Genomic DNA, 17263 nt, shown 5'->3' with positions numbered 1-17263 from the left:
CGCGGTTGGTAGTCCACGGCCACCACCGCCGCCTCGACGGTGTCCGGCAGCCGCGGCCAGCGCAGCACCCGGCCGGCCAGCGCGGCGCCCATCCCGGCGGCGGTGGCGCCCACCGCCACCGCCTTGGTGGCCAGCACCAGGCCGTCGCCGGGCAGCGGTTTCGGGCGTTCGCCGTCCGCGAGGCCGGTTTCGGCGTCGTCGACCACCCGACACAGCTCACGCAGCGACACGTGGTCGCCGTCGAGCTCGACGACCACCCGCGACAGCGGACGATTCAGCTTCGCCGAGACGACTCCCGGTCGGGCGGTGACCGCGTCGAGGACGGCGCGTCCGAGTTCGTCGCCGTCCGGGCGGTCCAGGCCGCGCACCTCGATCCAGGCGCGGTTGTGTCCGCGCCAGCAGTGCCGGTTCAGCGGCGGACCGGGCAGCTCACCGGCGACCGCTCTGACCGCTTCGCGCACCGGAATAGCGACCATGCTGGCGCCGACGGACGCTGTGGTGCTCAGGGTTTGAAAGCCCATGGCGACCGCGCGCAGCGGCATGGAACTTCGCACGAATTCGACGGTACTCAATCCGGTGAACTAACGGCGGGCGCGCGACTGGGCGCCGCGTGACCGTGCCGGTGCTTTTTTGGCCTGCGTCGTCGAACCGGTCGACTTCTTCGCGGGGGCCGACTTTTTGGCGGGCTGCGCCTTAGCCGGGGCGCCCGTGTCGCGCTGGCGGTTCAGCTGCCGCAACACCAATGCGCCGCCGCCCACGGCCAGCAGGATCGGCCATTCGACCAGCCCGGTAACGCCCAGCGCACCCAATGCCAACGCGGCCGCCGGCACCGAATGGCTGCCGGAGTTGATGCCCTTCTGCACACCGGCCGCCGCACCGGTCACGGCTCCGACGGCGCCATTGACCGCGGCGCCGCCCACCGCGCCGGCGGCTGCCGTGGTGGCCGCGGCGGCGCGACCCACCGTTCGACTCGCCTTGCGCACCGCGCCGTCAATGACACCCATGATGACTCCCTGACCGATTGAATTATCGAACCCCGGTTCGCGACGGTTGTATACCCGCATGCTCGCGGAGTTCAGCGAATCAATGAGATTCTGTTCAGCTTCATAAATGCTATGACCGGTGCAGGGCAAACGTACAGACAACGCACAGCCATCCGACAGTTGCCTGCCATTAGGAGTCAATCGTTGCGTAAATCCACCAAAACCGGTGCGTGATCGCTGGGCGCTTTGCCTTTGCGCTCGTCGCGCACGATCTGCGCGCCGGCGACCCGGGCGGCAAGCGCGGGTGAGGCGAGAATGAAATCGATGCGCATCCCGCGTCCTTTGGGGAAGGCCAGCTGGGTGTAATCCCAGTAGGTGTACACGCCGGGGCCGGGCGTGAAAGGCCGCACCACATCGGCGAATTGAGCGTCGACGATCGCGTTGAACGCTTTGCGCTCCGGCTCGGAGACGTGCGTGCAGCCCCGGTAGTACTCGACGCTCCAGACGTCGTCGTCGGTGGGCGCGATATTCCAGTCGCCGACCAACGCGATCTGCGCCGACGGGTCGTCACGCAGCCAGCCTTCAGCCGTATCACGCAGTGCGGCAAGCCAATTGAGCTTGTAGGTGTAGTGCGGATCGCCCAGCGCGCGGCCGTTGGGCACATAAAGGCTCCACACCCTGATCCCGCCGCAGGTTGCGGCCAAAGCGCGCGCCTCCGCCGCGGCGGCTAGATCGGGCTTGCTGCTCCAGCTCGGCTGGCCGTCGAAGCCGACCTCGATGTCATCGAGCCCGACCCGCGAGGCGATCGCCACGCCGTTCCACTGGTTGAACCCGCAGTGGGCCACCTCGTAGCCGAGTTCGAAGAACGGCAGTGCCGGAAATTGGTCGTCGGCGCATTTGATTTCCTGCATCGCCAGCACGTCGACTTCGGCGCGGCGCAGCCAATCGAGCACGCGGTCAAGGCGCGTGCGGATCGAGTTCACGTTCCAGGTGGCGAGCCGCATGCTTAGAGCGTATGCACGTCGAGGTAGCGGCCTCGGTGGTGCGCTGTGAAACCCAGTGATTCGAGCAGGCTTCCGGCCGCGTGGTCGTCGTCGAGCACCCGCACATAACCGCGGGTTGCGCCACGAGTTGCGCCCCATGCCAGCAGCGCCTCGCACAAACGCTCGTCGGATATCGCCGACAGGCCGACCCAGCGGGTGCCGTCCGGAGCGTTGGTCACCGTCGCGCGGGCGGCCGCGTGGTCGTGGGTTCCGAACGCCAGCTCGCCGTCGAGCACGGTGGTCAGCACCTCGACGGGCTCAGCGCGGTGATAGCAGCGCAGCCAGTCGTCGTCAGGGCTTGCCGTGAGTCGGACGGCCGGATCCGGCTCCGCGGTGCTCACGCCACGCACCAGCATCCGGTGAGCGTGCACACCTGGATCGGTCAGCCGCAACAGCCGGTCGGCGACCGCCAGCAGCGGCGTCAGCCTACGTTGCGCGTACCAATCGACGATCGCGGGGACGGTTGCCAGACTCGCTGAAACATCGAGTAGCACAGCAGAATTCGACTCAATATCAGCGCCCGGCGCGGCGCGCAGCAGCCAGCCGTCCAGCCACTGCCGCTCCAGACCCGGCCGCGCCAGCGCGGCCGCGTGCTCGAGCGCGCGGATCTGCGAGGTGCGCACCGGGGCGTCGGTCAACGCCCGCACCGCCACGACGTCGGCGGGCGAAAACTGCACCACCCGACCGCTTTTCGTGCGAACCCGCACCAGCGGCGCGACTGCCAGCAGATGGCCCACCGCGTCGGTCAGCGGCGGCACACTGCCGGCGGGCCTGCGGTAGCGAACCGTCACCCGGGTCCCGAGGTCGGGCCACGAAACCATCAGTGCCCGAACGGGTCAGGCCCCTCGCCGGGTGTCCAGGACAGCCCCGGAACGCCCCAGCCGTGCGATTTGACGGCCCGCTTTGCGGCGCGGGCATGCCGGCCGATCAGCCGGTCCAGGTACAGAAAGCCGTCCAGATGGCCCGTCTCGTGCTGCAACATTCGGGCGAACAGCCCGGTGCCTTCGACGGTGACGGTGTTGCCGTCGGCGTCGAGGCCGGTCACTCGGGCCCACTTGGCGCGGCCGGTCGGGAACGACTCGCCGGGCACCGACAGGCACCCCTCGTCGTCGTGATCGGGGTCGGGCATGGTCTCGGGGATCTCGGAGGTTTCCAGGACGGGGTTGACCACCACGCCGCGGCGGCGCGCGGTTTGGCCGCGGTCGTCGGCGCAGTCGTAGACGAATACCCGCAGGCTCACGCCGATCTGGTTGGCGGCCAAGCCGACGCCGTATGCGGCGTCCATGGTGTCGTAAAGGGTGGTGATCAACTCCGGCAGATCGGTTGGCAGCGAACCGTCCGCGCCCACCGGCACCGGCTTGGTGGGCGTGTGCAGGACCGGATCTCCCACGATCCGAATGGGTACGACTGCCATGGTCGGCAAGCTTAAGCGGGCGACTCGCGGGCCGGGGTTACGGGTCAGCTGTTGCGGGCGTGGTTGAATATTCGCCGGAACAGCCAGCATTCGAGATTCGAAGGGTCTTGGGAAGGCTCAGAGGAGCGATATGGACAGCGCTGAGGCGCGGGCTAATCGATCGGGGGACGACTCTGAAATCGTTGATGGGCTGACCCGCCGCGAACACGACATTCTGGCGTTCGAGCGTCAATGGTGGAAATACGCCGGTGCAAAAGAAGAAGCCATCAAAGAGTTGTTCTCGATGTCGGCGACGCGGTATTACCAGGTGCTCAATGCGCTGGTCGATCGTCCCGAGGCGCTGGCGGCCGATCCGATGCTGGTGAAACGGCTGCGACGGCTGCGTGCCAGCCGGCAGAAGGCGCGGGCCGCGCGGCGGCTCGGCTTCGAGGTCACCTGACCTTTATCCGGTTTTGTGGGTTTGGGCCCACGCCTGGATACAGTGGGCTGAAATGAACGAACGTGTCCCGGACTCTTCCGGCCTGCCCCTGCGGGCCATGGTGATGGTGCTGCTCTTCCTCGGCGTCATCTTCTTGCTGGTGGGTTTCCAGGCCATGGGATCGAGCGGGCACTCCGACGACGACGATTCGGTGTCGACCGTGACGACCAGCACAATGCCGCCGAAGAAGTCGACGCCGGCCGCGGCGAAGGCCCAGGTGCGGGTGTACAACATCTCCGGCCAGGAGGGCGTCGCCGGCCGAACCGCCGACCAGCTCAAGGGCAAGGGCTACGACGTTGCCGAGGTCGGCAACCTGTCGTTGCCCGACGTCTCGGCCACCACGGTGTACTTCAGCAATGCGCCCGGGGAGCGGGACACCGCCGACGCAGTGGGCAAATTACTGGACGCCCCCGTTGAACCACGGGTCCCCGAAGTCGCCGACCAGCCACCCGGCGTCATCGTGGTGGTTGCGGGCTAGTCTTTACCCCATGGTCAAGCCCGTGAGCCGCAAAGTCGTCGCCGCAACAGCCCTCGGAGTGCTCGCCGTCCCCGTCGCGCTGCTGAGCGCCTGTTCGCCCAACCAGCCGCCGGCGACGTCGCCCGGGACCACGCCGTCGGTGTGGACCGGGTCGCCGCCGCCGGCCAGCACGCCGCCGAAGGGCGGTCCGGGACGGCCGGAGAGCCTGACCACGCATTTGATGTCGCCCACCGGCGTGCAGGTCGCCACGGCGAAGTTCGAATTCGACAACGGCTTTGTAACCGTCACGATCGAGACCACCGGCCTGGGCCAGCTGTCCCCCGGGTTCCACGGCGTGCACATCCACTCGGTGGGCAAGTGCGAGCCCAACTCCGTCGCCCCGACGGGGGGTGCGCCGGGCGACTTCCTCTCTGCCGGCGGGCATTACCAAGCTCCCGGGCACACCGGCGATCCCGAAAGCGGTGACCTGACCTCGCTGCAGGTCCGCAAGGACGGTGCCGCGCTGCTGGTGACCACCACCGACGCGTTCACCAAGGAGGACCTGGTGTCCGGCGACGGCTCGGCGATCGTCATCCACGAGGGCGCCGACAACTTCGCCAACATCCCGCCGGACCGCTACACCCAGGTCAACGGCGCGCCCGGTCCCGACCAGACCACCATGGCCACCGGCGACGCCGGCAAGCGGGTGGCGTGCGGTGTCATTGGTTCCGGTTAGCCCGAAGGGCAACAGGGTAACCGAGCGTGTGGATTTCGCCGGCTCGCCAAGACCGACGATCGGAGTGGAGTGGGAATTCGCGTTAGTCGACGCGCAGACCCGTGATCTGAGCAACGAAGCCGTCGAGGTCATGGGGGAGATCGGCGAAAACCCGCGTGTCCACAAGGAATTGCTGCGCAACACCGTCGAGATCGTCAGCGGGGTGTGCGAGTGCACCGCCGAAGCGATGGAAGACCTTCGCGAGACGCTGCGCACCGCGCGTCCCATCGTCCGGGACCGCGGCATGGAGCTGTTCTGCGCGGGCGCCCATCCGTTCGCGCGGTGGTCCGCCCAAAAGCTCACCGACGCACCGCGTTACGCCGAGCTGATCAAGCGCACCCAGTGGTGGGGTCGGCAGATGCTGATCTGGGGTGTGCACGTGCACGTCGGGTTGTCCTCGGCGCACAAGGTGATGCCGATCATGTCGTCGCTGCTCGACTACTACCCGCACCTGCTCGCGTTGTCGGCGTCGTCGCCATGGTGGGGCGGTGAGGACACCGGATATCCGAGCAACCGGGCGATGATGTTCCAGCAGTTGCCCACCGCCGGCCTGCCGTTCCAGTTTCAGACTTGGGCCGAGTTCGAGAAATTCGTGCATGACCAGAAGAAAACCGGAATCATCGACGATATCGACGAAATCCGTTGGGACATCCGGCCTTCGCCACACAACGGGACGCTGGAGGTGCGGATCTGCGACGGGGTGTCGAACCTGCGGGAGCTCTCCGCGTTGGTGGCGTTGACGCACTGCCTGGTGGTCGACCTGGATCGCCGGCTGGAAGCCGGTGAGACGCTGCCGACCATGCCGCCGTGGCATGTCCAGGAGAACAAGTGGCGGGCCGCCCGATATGGTTTGGACGCGGTGATCATCCTCGACGCCGACAGCAACGAGCGCCTCGTCACCGACCATCTGGCCGACGTGCTCAATCGCCTTGAGCCGGTTGCCAAATCGCTGCACTGCGCCGACGAACTGGCTGCCGTGGCCGATATTCCCCGGCTCGGGGCGTCGTATCAACGGCAGCGCCGGGTGGCCGAGGAGCACGACGGCGATCTGCGCGCTGTCGTCGACGCGCTTGTTGGCGAGCTGGACATCTGATCGTGGAAACATTTGAGCTGCCGATGTTTCCGCTCGAGTCGGCGTTGCTGCCGGGCGAGGACCTGCCACTGCGCATCTTCGAGCCGCGCTACACCGCGCTGGTGCAGGACTGCATGCGCAGCACCGAGCCGCGGTTCGGGGTGGTGCTGATCTCCCGCGGCCGCGAGGTGGGCGGCGGCGACGCGCGTTGCGATGTGGGGACTGTGGCGGCGATCGACGAATGCATCGATGTGGGCTCCGGCCGGTATGCGCTGCGTTGCCGTACCCGTGGGCGGATCCGGGTGAGCGAATGGCTGCCCGACGACCCCTACCCGCGGGCTCTGGTGCGGTTCTGGCCCGACGAGCCCGGGGATGCTGTGACCGCCGACCAGCTGCGCGAGGTCGAGGACCAGGTGCTGGCGCTGTTCGAGCGAATCGCCGGCGCCCGTGGCGTGGTGCTGCCGGGGCCCGACACTCTGTTAGGCCCGCGGCCCGATGACGCGGGAGAGCGGTTGTACGCGTTGGCAACTCGGGTACCGATGGGTCAGGCGGATCGCTACGCAGTGTTGTCCGCGCCGTCGGTGGCCGATCGGCTCGCGGCGCTTCGCGAGGCCGTCGAGTCGGTCGCCGCGATGATCGAATTCCAGCTGTCGGAATAGCATTCCCGCGCTACGGGTCGTCGTCTTCGTCGTCGTCTGGCCGGAGGAGTTTGTCGGGGTGCCAGTAGTTGTTGGTGCGGGGTTGGCCGTGGTCGAGGTGTGGGGGTGGTATCCATTCGGTGTCGCCGTTTTTCAGTTTGCGGGTGGTCCAGCCGTTTTCGGCGATGGGGTGGTGCCCGCCGCAGCCTAGGGTGAGGTCGTTGACGTCGGTGGTGTGGCATTTCGCGTAGGGGGTGCAGTGGTGGGCTTCGCAGTGATAGCCGGGTACGGGGCAGTTGGGGAAGCTGCACCCGTGGTCTTTGGCGTAGAGCACGATTCGTTGGGCCGGGGAGGCTAAGCGTTTGGTGTGGTAGAGCGCCAGGGCTTTGCCTTTGTCGAAGATGGCTAGGTAGTGGTGGGCGTGGGAGGCGATCCGGATCACATCGCTCATGGGTAGCAGTGTTCCGCCGCCGGTGAGGCCGTGTCCGGTGCCGGCTTCGAGGTCTTTGAGGTTGGCGGTGACGATAATGCTGGCCGGTAACCCGTTGTGCTGACCCAGTTCTCCCGAGGCCAACAACCCCCGCAGTCCGGCCAGCAGGGCGTCGTGCTGGCGTTGAGCGGTGCTGCGGGTGTCGCGGCGGGCCGTCTCCTCGGGGGGTGGTCCGTCGACGACGGGTGCCGAATCGGCGGGGTTGCACATGCCGGGGGCGGCGAGTTTGGCCCACACGGCTTCGAGGGTGGCGCGCAGTTCCGGGGTGATCCAGCCGCTTAGGTGCGACATGAGATCGGGGCCTTGCTTGCCCAGGGTCAGGCCGCGTCGGCGCGCCCGCTCGTCGTCGGTGAAGTCGCCGTCGGGGTTGAGGCAGTCGGTGAGCCGCTGGGCCAACATGGCTAGGTCGTCGGGGCGATGCTGCCCGGCCAACTCGGCCAGGTGGGCCTCGGCGTGTGCGCGGGTCTCGGCGTCGACGAAGCCGGGCAGCCGGTGCATGAAACCACGGATCACGGCCACATGAGCGGCCCCGATCTGCCCGGCGCGCTGGGCGGCGGCGGTGGCGGGCAGCAGCGCGTCGAGGGGTTCGCCGGTCATGGCCTGGCGCGGCCCGAGGTCTTTGGCGTCGTGGATGCGCCGGGAGGCTTCGGCCGGGGTGATGCGTAGCCGCTCGGCCAGCGCGAAGCGCAGCGTGCCGCCCAACTCGGTGTCGCTGGCCTGTTCGGCCAGCTGGTTGATCAGCGGATGCTCCACCGCCGGCAACCGCCGGCGGATGGTTTCACAGCGCTCCAACATGGCCAGGCATTCCGGAGTGGTCAACACCTCGAAGGACAGATCCAGGGCGCGCTTCATGGCAGATTCGAGTGCGTCGAAGGCCTCGACGATCTCCTCCCGGCTATCCGAACGCATGTTCGAAATCATATCGATGGGGTCCGACACCGATGCCCGCGACAAGCCCCGCTGTGGATAGAAGCCGAACTGTGGACAATCCGGCGGAAAGCGCAGAACGGGCCCGTCGTCGCCGCTGCGGTGACAGTTGTTCGGTTATCGGCTCTCGCGCTGTTCGGGTACCGAGGCAGCGGTGGGCGCCGAGGTGGCTGTGGCGATGCGGATCAGCCAGGGTCTGGCCGCGAGCCGGTCGTGCTATGCCCAGTGTCGCCGCGCTTCAGCGCGGCCAATTCGACGGTGCCTGACTGGCCCACCAGGCGAGGTTCGGGAAGCGATTCATCTCGGGGAAGTCGGCCTTGTATTTCGTCAACGCGCTACCCGTGCGGCACATGGCAATCTCTGGTCCCTCCTCGCGAATCACCCGCTCGACGGCGAGGCGGTCGTCTGGGTCGATGTCCGGCTCACCCACCATTTCCTGGAGCAGCGCCCAATGCGCATATATCGCTCGCCGCGCAGCCCCGCGTGGCTTTCCGCCCGAGACACTGATCACCTCATTGGGGTAGCGCTCTAGCACGTCCCTCAACTCCATCCCCTCGGCGTACAGTCGGGCCGCGTCTGCGCGGGTATGCGGGTTCGGCCAGAGTGCCCGTCTCCGTTCAAGAACAGTGCTCATTGCGTTCCCCCTTCTCAACAGACTTCCCCTCGATGGTGAATGACGGATCGTGGGGGCGCTTGGCATTCAATGAACGCGTCGGGCGGCACGAAGAGCCGATTATTGAAGCTACTTCGATCTACCCCCACCCGGCGACCACGACGAACCGCCACCGTTCTAGTGTTAAGCCGCACGCCCGGCGCCGCGGTGCACCGCGCCGAATACCGTTGCGGCGATGGCCAACAACGCCGAGCTGACCAGCCACGGCAGGATCCGGCCCGCGCTGAACAGCGCGGCGTACATGCCCGGTGCGACCGCCGTCGCCGCCGCCCATGCGGTCTGTAGCAGCGAGCCGTGCCGCCCGGAGGACTCCTCCGGCGCAAACGTCAGCATGATGTTCGCGCCGAGGGTGTTGCAGGCCGCGTCGGACATGCTGAACAGAATCAGCCCGACGGCCAGTACCGCGAACAACGCTGCGGCACCGGCATTTTGGACCGCGACCAGACTGTCCACCACCAGGAAACTGACCGCACACAACGCCGTGGACCACGACAGGATCCGCAGGTGTGCCACCCGCCGGCCGATCGCCGACACCAACCGGGCCGACGCCGCTACCGCCACACAGATGGCCACGTACGCCACCGTCGTCGACCATTTCGGCAGCCCCACCGACAGCATGAACAGCGGCAGCGCCGTGTCCATGCCGATCGTGGTCAGCGCGATGACGAAGACGCCCGCAACGAACGCCATGAATCCGCCTTGCCGGACGACGTCGCGGTACCGCGGCGGCTGCCATTCACCCGGCTCGTCCGGACCGCCCGCGTCGTCGACCCAGCGCAACTGCCAATACAGGATCGCAGTGATCAACTCACCGCTAGCGATCAGCGCGACAAGCACCGACCAGAACCATCCGGAACCGGCGTCGAGGACCAGACCCAACGTCGCGCCCAGCGCGCCGATGCCGAAGCCGAGTACTCGCACCGTGGTCAGAGCGGCGAACATCTGCGTGCGGTCGTGCCCCTCGGCCGTCAGGCGGCGAACCGCCTCGGGATCGCTGGTGAAGAACATGTTGGCGGCCATCGAGGCGGCGAAGCAGAACAACGCGGCCGCCGCGAGGGTAGTGGTGACCAGGAAGCCCAGGAACGCACCGGCGGCCAGAACGCCCGACACCGTCATCGTCCGGAACGGTCCCAGCCGGTCGAGAACCCGTCCGGACACGACGGCCCCGACGAACAGGGCGCCGGTGTTGCCGACGGTCGCGGCCATCCCGGCCCCGGTGAGCGGCAGGCCGCGGCCGAGCGTGAAGAACAGAAAGACCAACGGGACCCACAGGCCGTGGTTGACCATCGCGACCGTCGTCGACACGATGAACAACCGCCGTGCTCCCGTAAGCCGTTGTGCCACGGTGAGCATCAGCCGAACCTACCCGGCGGCCGCCCCGCCACGCACCCGATTTTCCGGTGTGTCTAGCTCGGTCGTCGGCCTTCGATGAAAACGCTGCGCGGGATGGTCTGTTCGTCGTCGGCGGCGGGTGATCGCCCGTAACGCCGCATCAAATCCAGTGCCTCGATCGCGGCGACTTTCCAGCCGCGCCCGGTCAGCCACTGTTCGAGGTCGGTGCGTTCTTCGACGTACCACAGATCGTTCGGGGTCTGCGCGCCGCTCTCCCGGATGCGGCGCCACTGCTCGGCCTGGCGTTCCAGGTATTCGGGGTCGAAGAATCGCGGGCTGAACGCCTCGACCGCCACCCGGCTGCCCGGCGCGCTGAGCTCGACGATCCGCTCGAACAGCAGATCCTGGCCGGCCGCCGGCAAGTAGGACAGCAGTCCTTCGGCTGACCACACCGTAGCGGCCGAAGGGTCAAAACCAGCGTCCCGCAACGCCTTTGGCCAGTCCTGGCGCAGGTCGACCGGGACGGCGCAGTAGCCGGCCGCCGGTCGGGCGCTGTGCGCGGCGAGAGTTTCGGCCTTGAACTCCAATACCCGAGGCTGGTCGATCTCGTAGACGACGGTGCCGTGCACCCACGGCAGTCGCCAGGCTCGCGCGTCCAACCCGGCGGCCAGGATGACCGCCTGCTCGATCCCGTTGGCGCCGGCGGCGATGAACTGCTCGTCGAACCACTTGGTGCGCGCCGCGGCGTAGCCGCCGATGATCCGCAGCCGTTCGGCCATCGGGCCGGAAGACGGTGGGCGCCAGCCTCGTTCGACGGCGGCGTCGACGAAGTACTGCGCGTAGCGGTCGGTGAACAGCGGGCATTCGCACTCGGTCTCGCGGGCCCGCGCCAGCGCCACGCTGAGCGCTGTCGCGCCGACGCTCTCGGTGATGTCCCAGCTGTCGTCATCCGTTCTCGTCATCGCCACCTTCCATTTCGTCAACAGTCAGGGATTCCCGAATGTTTTGTTCCCGGTACGCCAATTGGCCAACCCGGTGTGCGACCACCGGGGCCGTAATAACCGTGAACGCCCCAGTCAGAACCAGCATTCCGACGTCGTAGTTGCCGCGCAGCCGGATCGCGGCGCCGGCCAGCACCAGCAGCAGACCGAGCACCTGCGGCTTGGTCGCCGAATGCATGCGCGAGAGCGTGTCGCCGAAACGGACCACCCCGATCGCGGCGGTCAGCGCCAGTACCGAGCCGGCCAGCACCAGCACACCGGAGACGACGTCCAGGGGGCTCATCGGCGGTCCCGGTCGGGGACTCGGAATCGGGCCACGCTCACCGATCCGACGAAGCTGATCAGCGCCAGCGCCGCCAGGCTGTAGGTCACCGTGCTGTCCAAACTGGCTGCGGCCCAAGTGCCGATCGCGCACATCGTCACCGCGATCAAAGTATCGACCGCCACCAGCCGATCCAATGTGCTCGGCCCGGCCAGCAGCCGGAACATCGTGATGGCCGCCGCGGCGCCCAGCAGCACCCCGGCGATCAACCAGACGGTCATGCGACCTCCTCGACAGGCTGCCAATCCTCGTCGCGCTCATAGGCGGCCACCACCAACCGCTCTACCTCCGCGACCTGCCGGTAGAACCGGTCGATGGCCCGGGCCGAGCCGACGTCGATGACGTGGCAGTACAACACCCGGCGCAGCTGGTCGATCTCCAGCACGATCGAACCCGGGATCATCGTCAAGATGTTGACCGCGAACACCAGCACGAGGTCGGACTTGATCGACACCTGCGCCCGCAGCACCCCGGACGGCGGCGGCGGTCCGGGTTTGATTGCCAGCCAGGAGACTTGAACGCTGGACACCACCAGATACCACGCGACCCGCACGGCCAGCCGCAGCACCGACAGCGGATGCACGCGGCCCTGGACCGGCACCGGTGGCATCGGCAGCAGCAGGGTGATCGTGAACGCGACTGCCATCCCGCTGACCGCGTTGGCCGCAGAGTAGTTGCCCCACAACAACACCCACACGCCGGTCAGCGCGATCAGGATGGCGATTCGCAGCAGCATGGCCCTCATCTAGACAGCACCGCCGAGATGTAGTTGCCGCGGTCGAGCACCTCGGCGGCGGCCCGGTCGCTGTAGGCGAAAATCGGTCCGGCCAGCACGGTCAACGAAAGCCCGACGGCGATGAGCGTCAGTGTCGGCGCCACCATCCCGACCGGCATGTGCCCGACGTCGTCGCGGTCGTCAAACGCAACGTCTTCAACTTCCTCCAGCAGCGCCGCCGTCCGCGCCGCCACCAGGTCCCCGTCGGGCGCGTCGACGCGCGGACGCCAGAACGCCTTGGACCACACCCGCGCCACCACGTACAGCGTCAGCAGGCTGGTCACCACTCCGCCGGCCACCAGCAGCCAGGCCAGCACCGACCCGTCGGCCGTGCCCGCCCGCAGCAGCGCCACCTTGCCGATGAACCCCGAAAACGGCGGAATGCCACCCAGATTCAGCGCCGGCAGCAGAAACACGAACGCCAGCAACGGGTTTGCGGCCAGGCCCCCGAGCCGCTGCAGGCTCGACGCGCCGCCCTGGCGCTCGATCAGGCCGGTCGCCAAGAACAGCGTGGTCTGCACGACGATGTGATGCGCCACGTAGTAGATGGCCCCGGCCATGCCGGCCTGGGTCGACAGGGCGACACCGAACACCATGTAGCCGATGTGGCTGACCAGGGTGAAGGACAGCAGCCGTTTGATGTCGCTTTGCGCAATCGCGCCGAGGATGCCGATCAGCATGGTCAGCAGCGCGGCCACCAACAGCAGATGATTGAGGCCCGCGTCGGGGAACAGCAGCGAATGCGCCCGGATGATTGCGTAGATGCCGACCTTGGTCAGGATGCCGGCGAACACCGCGGTGACCGGCGCGGGCGCGGTGGGGTAGGAGTCAGGCAGCCACGCCGACAGCGGGAACACCGCGGCCTTGATGCCGAACGCGACCAGCAGCACCGCGAACATCGCGCTGCGGATGCCGGGGCTGACGGTGCCGATGCGCAGCGCCAATTCGGCCATGTTCAAGGTGCCGGTCGCGGCGTAGATCAGCGCGATGCCGAACAAGAAGATCAGCGACGACAGCAGCGACACCATCACGTAGCCGATGCCGGCGCGCACCCGGGCGGCGCTGCCGCCGATGGTCAGCAGCACGAAACTCGCCGACAGCAGCACCTCGAAGCCGACGAACAGGTTGAACAGGTCGCCGGCCAGAAACGCCATGCATACCCCGGCGGCCAGCGCGAGGTAGGTGGGCAGGAAGATCGACACCGGCTGGCGGTCGTCGCCGTCGCGGATACCCTGCCCGATCGCGTAGGCCACCACGGTCAGCAACACAACCGACGACACCACCAGCATCAGCGCGGAGAGCCGATCGACCACCAGCGTGACGCCCAGCGGCCCCAAAAGCGTTGGGCCCCAACCACCGACGTGCAGGGCCAGCGTGCCGTTGCGGTCGGTCAGCAATAGCAACGCGATGGCGACCAGCACGATCGTCGCCAGCGCGGCCCAGGTGATCAGGCGCTGCAGCCGGGGACGCCGGCCGGCGACCAGGCACGCCGCGGCACCGAGCATGGGCACCAGCACCGGCAGCGGAATCAACGATGCGGCAAGGCTCATCGCGACCCCCGATGGCCGGGCAGCGCGTCGAGTTCGTCGGGTTCGTCGGTGTCGGGGTACGGCTCCTCCGGGTCGGCGTCGACGTCGGCGGCCTCCTCCGGCGAGAGTTGCGCGACGCGGGTGTCCTCGGCGTCTTTGGCGACGGCTTCGGCGGCGGTCAGCCGATAGGAGCGGTAGGCCAGCGCCAGCACGAACGCCGCGACGCCCATCGTGATGACGATCGCCGTCAACACCATGGCCTGCGCCAGCGGGTCGGCGGTGGGTGTGCCGCTCGTGCCGGCGCCGCGAACCGGCGGATTGCCCGGCGGGCCGCTGACGGCGATGATGAGCAAATTGACCGCGTTGCCAATCAGCAACAGCCCCAACAGCATTCGGGTCAGGGTGCGTTCCAGCAGCAGGTACACCCCGCAGCTGACCAGCGCGCCGGTCGCGAGCAGCGGAATCAGGTAGACGGTCACGTGAGGGCCGCCTCCCGGGCCGCGGCCTGGTCCTCGCCGACTCGCACGCCGAGGGAGCGCAGCACGTCGAGCACCAAACCGACCACGATCAAATAGACGCCGAGGTCGAAGACCAGTGCGGTGACGAACGTGACGTGACCCAGCACCGGCAGGTCGACGGCCAGCACCGCCGACGACAGCGCCGGAGCGCCGAGCAGCAGCGACGCCGTCGCGGTCCCCGCGGCCAGGGTCAGCCCCACGCCCAGGATCTTGCCGGCGTCCAGCGGCAGGGTCTCGCCGAGTTCGTAAGGGCCGCCGGCCAAATAGCGCAACACCAGCGCCAGCCCGGCGGTCAGCCCGCCGGCGAAACCGCCGCCGGGAGTGTTGTGGCCGGTGAAGAAGAAGTACACCGACACGACCATGATCAGCGGGAAGATGATCCGGGTGGTCACCTCCATTACCAGCGAGCGGTAGCGCGGGTCACGGTATTCGCTGCCGCGCAACCAGGTGGTGTCGCCGATCGCCGGGCTGTAGGGCGTGACGGGAATGTCCCCGATGTCCGGCTGCCCGGGCCGCGGCATGCGAGGCGCCGACCCGAACCGGCGGTGCCGAAACACCAGCGACGCAACACCTGTCGCCGCGACCAGCAACACCGAGATCTCGCCGAGGGTGTCCCACGCCCGGATGTCGACCAGCAGCACGTTGACGGTGTTGGCGCCGTGGCCGCGCAGATAAGCGGCGTCGGGCAGCAGGCTCGCGATCGCGGTGCCGTGGCGGGCGGCGATCGCGAACATCGCGAACACCGTGACGGCGGCGCCGACCGCCACCGCCAGCGCGGCGCGAGGCAGCCGGTGGCGCCTGATGTCGCCCGGATCGACTTCGGCCGGCAGCGTGCGCAGCACCAGCACGAAGATCACCAGCGTCACGGTCTCCACCAAGAACTGGGTCAGCGCCAGGTCGGGCGCGCCGTGGAAGGCGAAGATGGCGCCGCAGGCGTACCCGGTCACGCCGACCATGAGCACGGCTGCCAGCCGGTTGCGCGTCGCGGTCGCGCCGAGTGCGGCTGCCACCAACAGGGCGGCCAGCGTCGGCTGCAGCGGTGAATCCCACAGCCGGAGCTGCGGGCGATCGCGCGCACCCAGCAGCAGCGCCGCCGTCGGCACCAACACCAGCGTCGACAGGATCACCGACTGGGTGGCCGGGATGGAGCCGCGCTGTGTTTCGCCGGTCAATCGCACCGAGATCACGTCGAGGCCGCGGACCACGGCGTCGTAGGCGCGGTCGGCGTTGCCCAGCGGCATCCAGCCGACCCGCGCGCGACGCAGCCGGGCTCGGGCGAAGAACGCGGCGGCGCCCAGCGTCGCGACCCCGGCCGACAGCACCAGCGGCAGGCCGACACCGTGCCACAGCGCCAGGTTTTTCGCGCTACCTGCGTAGCCGTCCAGCAGCCGGCCCAGCGGTGCCGGTTCGAGGCCCAGGGCCAGGCCGGCCGCGGCCAGGATCGCCGGTGCCGTCAGGAATGTCACGGTCGGCGGGTGCATGCCGGCGACCGGGGCGCTCGGTTCGCGACGGCCCTTGCGGGCGAACGCACCCCACAGGAACCGGACGCTGTAGATCATCGTGAACACCGAGCCGGCGGCTACTACGCCCAGCACGTACGGTGTGCGGGCAAGTGTGGCAAACGCGGCCTCCTTGGCAACGAAACCCAGAAACGGCGGCAGCGCGGCCATGCTGGCCGTCGCCGCGGCCGCGATCACCAGCACCGACGGGCAACGCTGTCCCAGCCCGGCGAGCCGGCGCACATCCCGGGTGCCGGTGGCGTGGTCGACGATCCCGACGACCATGAACAGGGCGGCCTTGAATATCGCGTGCGCGCACAGCACCGCCAGGCCGGCGAGCATCAGGTCGCGGCCGCCGCTGCCGACGAGCACGGTGATCAGCCCGAGCTGGCTGACGGTGCCGAACGCCAGGATCAGCTTGAGGTCGTATTCGCGGACCGCGCGCCAGCCGGCCAGCAGCATGGTGGTCACGCCCAGGATCACGACGGCGGGACGCCAGCCTGGCGAGTCGGCGAATCCGGGTGCCATCCGCGCGATCAGGTAGACGCCGGCCTTGACCATCGCGGCGGCGTGTAGATAGGCGCTGACCGGCGTCGGCGCGCCCATGGCGCCGGGCAACCAGAAGTGCAGCGGCACGATCGCCGATTTGCTCAGCCCGCCGACCAGCATCAGCAGCACTGCAACGGCCACCGCGGGACCCGACGGGGGAGAGGCAACCACGTCGGAGAGCCGGTAGCTGCCGGCGGCGTGGCCCAGGATGACGATGCCGACGAGCATCGCCAACCCGCCGGCGGTGGTGACCAGCAACGCCTGGGTGGCGGCGCGCCGGCTGAGCAGCCGCTCGGCGTAGTGGCCGATCAGCAGGAACGACAACACCGTGGTGAGCTCCCAGAACACGTAGAGCACCAGCATGTTGTCGGCGACCACCAGGCCGAACATGGTCCCGGAGAACGCGACCAGTTCGGCGGCGAAGCTGGGCAGTCGGTTTTCGGTGTGCCCGTCGCGATGGTGGAAGTAGTCGGCGCAATAGAACAGCACCAGCGCGCCGATGCCCAGCACCAGCACGCTCATGATCGCGGCCAGCGGGTCGCAGCGCAGCGCGATGTTCATCGACAGCTCGGGCACCCAGGTGATGCTTTGCTTCTGGTCCGCGTGGCGTGGCCAGTGCAGCACCACCCAACTCAGCGACCCGAGCGGCACCAGCGTGAGCGGATAGAACGCCAACCGGTCCCATTTGCGCACCAGCAGCGGTGCCAGCACGGCAGCGACCGCGTGGGCAAACAGGATGGCGAGCATGGCACTCCGGTGTCGGGGTGTCAGCCTGATAGGGCTATTTC

General features: G+C 68.2%; 19 protein-coding genes. 5 read left to right on the top strand and 14 right to left on the bottom strand.

What is annotated here, in order from left to right:
- Positions 1-581: 581 nt before the first annotated feature.
- The 4 genes from G6N47_RS05090 to G6N47_RS05075 all read right to left on the bottom strand — a co-directional run bounded on the left by G6N47_RS05090 (position 582) and on the right by G6N47_RS05075 (position 3440).
- On the bottom strand, positions 582-1004 hold the full coding sequence (locus tag G6N47_RS05090; protein WP_083134270.1) for a hypothetical protein: 423 nt from the start codon (positions 1002-1004) through the stop codon (positions 582-584).
- A gap of 176 nt (positions 1005-1180) precedes the next feature.
- Positions 1181-1987 (bottom strand): exodeoxyribonuclease III, encoded by an 807-nt coding sequence (locus tag G6N47_RS05085; protein WP_083134229.1) that lies wholly within the window; start codon positions 1985-1987, stop codon positions 1181-1183.
- A 2-nt stretch (positions 1988-1989) separates the two neighbouring features.
- Positions 1990-2847 (bottom strand): N-acetylglutamate synthase, CG3035 family, encoded by an 858-nt coding sequence (locus G6N47_RS05080; protein WP_083134230.1) that lies wholly within the window; start codon positions 2845-2847, stop codon positions 1990-1992.
- Entirely contained in the window at positions 2847-3440 is a 594-nt protein-coding gene (locus G6N47_RS05075; RefSeq protein ID WP_083134231.1) for a peptide deformylase, read from the bottom strand. The genes G6N47_RS05080 and G6N47_RS05075 overlap by 1 nt, the downstream gene beginning before the upstream one ends.
- A 130-nt stretch (positions 3441-3570) precedes the next feature.
- On the opposite strand from G6N47_RS05075, the gene G6N47_RS05070 reads away from it, so the two are divergent.
- From G6N47_RS05070 to G6N47_RS05050, 5 genes are read left to right on the top strand one after another with little or no spacing between them, the layout of a single operon-like run.
- Positions 3571-3879, top strand: coding sequence for a DUF3263 domain-containing protein (locus G6N47_RS05070; protein ID WP_045373824.1), 309 nt, complete (start codon positions 3571-3573; stop codon positions 3877-3879).
- A gap of 52 nt (positions 3880-3931) precedes the next feature.
- Entirely contained in the window at positions 3932-4396 is a 465-nt protein-coding gene (locus G6N47_RS05065) for a LytR C-terminal domain-containing protein (RefSeq protein WP_083134232.1), read from the top strand.
- Positions 4397-4406: 10 nt separating this feature from the next.
- Positions 4407-5111 (top strand): superoxide dismutase[Cu-Zn], encoded by a 705-nt coding sequence (sodC, locus tag G6N47_RS05060; RefSeq protein ID WP_083134233.1) that lies wholly within the window; start codon positions 4407-4409, stop codon positions 5109-5111.
- Positions 5092-6243: a glutamate--cysteine ligase gene (locus G6N47_RS05055; RefSeq protein ID WP_083134234.1), complete on the top strand. Its 1152-nt coding sequence runs from the start codon at positions 5092-5094 to the stop codon at positions 6241-6243. Before sodC ends, G6N47_RS05055 begins: the two co-directional genes overlap by 20 nt.
- A 23-nt stretch (positions 6244-6266) precedes the next feature.
- Entirely contained in the window at positions 6267-6881 is a 615-nt protein-coding gene (locus tag G6N47_RS05050) for an LON peptidase substrate-binding domain-containing protein (RefSeq protein WP_083134271.1), read from the top strand.
- A 10-nt stretch (positions 6882-6891) separates the two neighbouring features.
- Here the strand turns inward: G6N47_RS05050 and G6N47_RS05045 are convergent, their stop codons facing one another.
- The 10 genes from G6N47_RS05045 to G6N47_RS05000 all read right to left on the bottom strand — a co-directional run bounded on the left by G6N47_RS05045 (position 6892) and on the right by G6N47_RS05000 (position 17222).
- Complete coding sequence (locus G6N47_RS05045; RefSeq protein WP_083134272.1) at positions 6892-8259, bottom strand: 13E12 repeat family protein; 1368 nt, start codon at positions 8257-8259, stop codon at positions 6892-6894.
- A 256-nt stretch (positions 8260-8515) separates the two neighbouring features.
- Entirely contained in the window at positions 8516-8911 is a 396-nt protein-coding gene (locus G6N47_RS05040; protein WP_139799707.1) for a hypothetical protein, read from the bottom strand.
- 162 nt (positions 8912-9073) lie between these two features.
- Positions 9074-10303 carry an MFS transporter gene (locus tag G6N47_RS05035; RefSeq protein WP_083134236.1) on the bottom strand — a complete coding sequence of 410 codons (1230 nt, stop codon included), beginning with the start codon at positions 10301-10303 and terminating at the stop codon, positions 9074-9076.
- A gap of 53 nt (positions 10304-10356) precedes the next feature.
- Complete coding sequence (locus G6N47_RS05030; protein WP_083134237.1) at positions 10357-11244, bottom strand: SAM-dependent methyltransferase; 888 nt, start codon at positions 11242-11244, stop codon at positions 10357-10359.
- Positions 11228-11566, bottom strand: a complete 339-nt coding sequence (locus G6N47_RS05025; RefSeq protein WP_083134238.1) for a monovalent cation/H(+) antiporter subunit G — start codon at positions 11564-11566, stop codon at positions 11228-11230. Before G6N47_RS05025 ends, G6N47_RS05030 begins: the two co-directional genes overlap by 17 nt.
- Positions 11563-11826 carry a monovalent cation/H+ antiporter complex subunit F gene (locus G6N47_RS05020; protein WP_045373806.1) on the bottom strand — a complete coding sequence of 88 codons (264 nt, stop codon included), beginning with the start codon at positions 11824-11826 and terminating at the stop codon, positions 11563-11565. The genes G6N47_RS05025 and G6N47_RS05020 overlap by 4 nt, the downstream gene beginning before the upstream one ends.
- On the bottom strand, positions 11823-12350 hold the full coding sequence (locus tag G6N47_RS05015) for a Na+/H+ antiporter subunit E (RefSeq protein WP_083134239.1): 528 nt from the start codon (positions 12348-12350) through the stop codon (positions 11823-11825). Before G6N47_RS05015 ends, G6N47_RS05020 begins: the two co-directional genes overlap by 4 nt.
- A complete protein-coding gene (locus G6N47_RS05010) occupies positions 12347-13930 on the bottom strand; it encodes a Na+/H+ antiporter subunit D (RefSeq protein ID WP_083134240.1) in 1584 nt (527 codons plus the stop codon). The genes G6N47_RS05015 and G6N47_RS05010 overlap by 4 nt, the downstream gene beginning before the upstream one ends.
- Entirely contained in the window at positions 13927-14388 is a 462-nt protein-coding gene (locus G6N47_RS05005; RefSeq protein ID WP_083134241.1) for a Na(+)/H(+) antiporter subunit C, read from the bottom strand. Before G6N47_RS05005 ends, G6N47_RS05010 begins: the two co-directional genes overlap by 4 nt.
- Positions 14385-17222 carry a Na+/H+ antiporter subunit A gene (locus tag G6N47_RS05000; RefSeq protein WP_083134242.1) on the bottom strand — a complete coding sequence of 946 codons (2838 nt, stop codon included), beginning with the start codon at positions 17220-17222 and terminating at the stop codon, positions 14385-14387. Before G6N47_RS05000 ends, G6N47_RS05005 begins: the two co-directional genes overlap by 4 nt.
- Positions 17223-17263 lie beyond the last annotated feature (41 nt).

The sequence above is a fragment of the Mycobacterium branderi genome (genome assembly GCF_010728725.1).
Lineage (GTDB): Bacteria > Actinomycetota > Actinomycetes > Mycobacteriales > Mycobacteriaceae > Mycobacterium > Mycobacterium branderi.
This window is presented reverse-complemented; position numbering and strand designations above follow the sequence as displayed.

What these genes read in the sequence shown, in the direction of transcription:
- sodC (WP_083134233.1), top strand. Translation starts at nt 4,407, where the DNA reads ATGGTCAAGCCCGTGAGCCGCAAAGTCGTCGCCGCAACAGCCCTCGGA.
- G6N47_RS05030 (WP_083134237.1), bottom strand. Translation starts at nt 11,244, where the DNA reads ATGACGAGAACGGATGACGACAGCTGGGACATCACCGAGAGCGTCGGC.
- G6N47_RS05080 (WP_083134230.1), bottom strand. Translation starts at nt 2,847, where the DNA reads ATGGTTTCGTGGCCCGACCTCGGGACCCGGGTGACGGTTCGCTACCGC.
- G6N47_RS05075 (WP_083134231.1), bottom strand. Translation starts at nt 3,440, where the DNA reads ATGGCAGTCGTACCCATTCGGATCGTGGGAGATCCGGTCCTGCACACG.
- G6N47_RS05070 (WP_045373824.1), top strand. Translation starts at nt 3,571, where the DNA reads ATGGACAGCGCTGAGGCGCGGGCTAATCGATCGGGGGACGACTCTGAA.
- G6N47_RS05085 (WP_083134229.1), bottom strand. Translation starts at nt 1,987, where the DNA reads ATGCGGCTCGCCACCTGGAACGTGAACTCGATCCGCACGCGCCTTGAC.
- G6N47_RS05015 (WP_083134239.1), bottom strand. Translation starts at nt 12,350, where the DNA reads ATGAGGGCCATGCTGCTGCGAATCGCCATCCTGATCGCGCTGACCGGC.
- G6N47_RS05040 (WP_139799707.1), bottom strand. Translation starts at nt 8,911, where the DNA reads ATGAGCACTGTTCTTGAACGGAGACGGGCACTCTGGCCGAACCCGCAT.
- G6N47_RS05035 (WP_083134236.1), bottom strand. Translation starts at nt 10,303, where the DNA reads ATGCTCACCGTGGCACAACGGCTTACGGGAGCACGGCGGTTGTTCATC.
- G6N47_RS05000 (WP_083134242.1), bottom strand. Translation starts at nt 17,222, where the DNA reads ATGCTCGCCATCCTGTTTGCCCACGCGGTCGCTGCCGTGCTGGCACCG.
- G6N47_RS05025 (WP_083134238.1), bottom strand. Translation starts at nt 11,566, where the DNA reads ATGAGCCCCCTGGACGTCGTCTCCGGTGTGCTGGTGCTGGCCGGCTCG.
- G6N47_RS05020 (WP_045373806.1), bottom strand. Translation starts at nt 11,826, where the DNA reads ATGACCGTCTGGTTGATCGCCGGGGTGCTGCTGGGCGCCGCGGCGGCC.
- G6N47_RS05050 (WP_083134271.1), top strand. Translation starts at nt 6,267, where the DNA reads ATGTTTCCGCTCGAGTCGGCGTTGCTGCCGGGCGAGGACCTGCCACTG.
- G6N47_RS05010 (WP_083134240.1), bottom strand. Translation starts at nt 13,930, where the DNA reads ATGAGCCTTGCCGCATCGTTGATTCCGCTGCCGGTGCTGGTGCCCATG.
- G6N47_RS05065 (WP_083134232.1), top strand. Translation starts at nt 3,932, where the DNA reads ATGAACGAACGTGTCCCGGACTCTTCCGGCCTGCCCCTGCGGGCCATG.
- G6N47_RS05045 (WP_083134272.1), bottom strand. Translation starts at nt 8,259, where the DNA reads ATGCGTTCGGATAGCCGGGAGGAGATCGTCGAGGCCTTCGACGCACTC.
- G6N47_RS05090 (WP_083134270.1), bottom strand. Translation starts at nt 1,004, where the DNA reads ATGGGTGTCATTGACGGCGCGGTGCGCAAGGCGAGTCGAACGGTGGGT.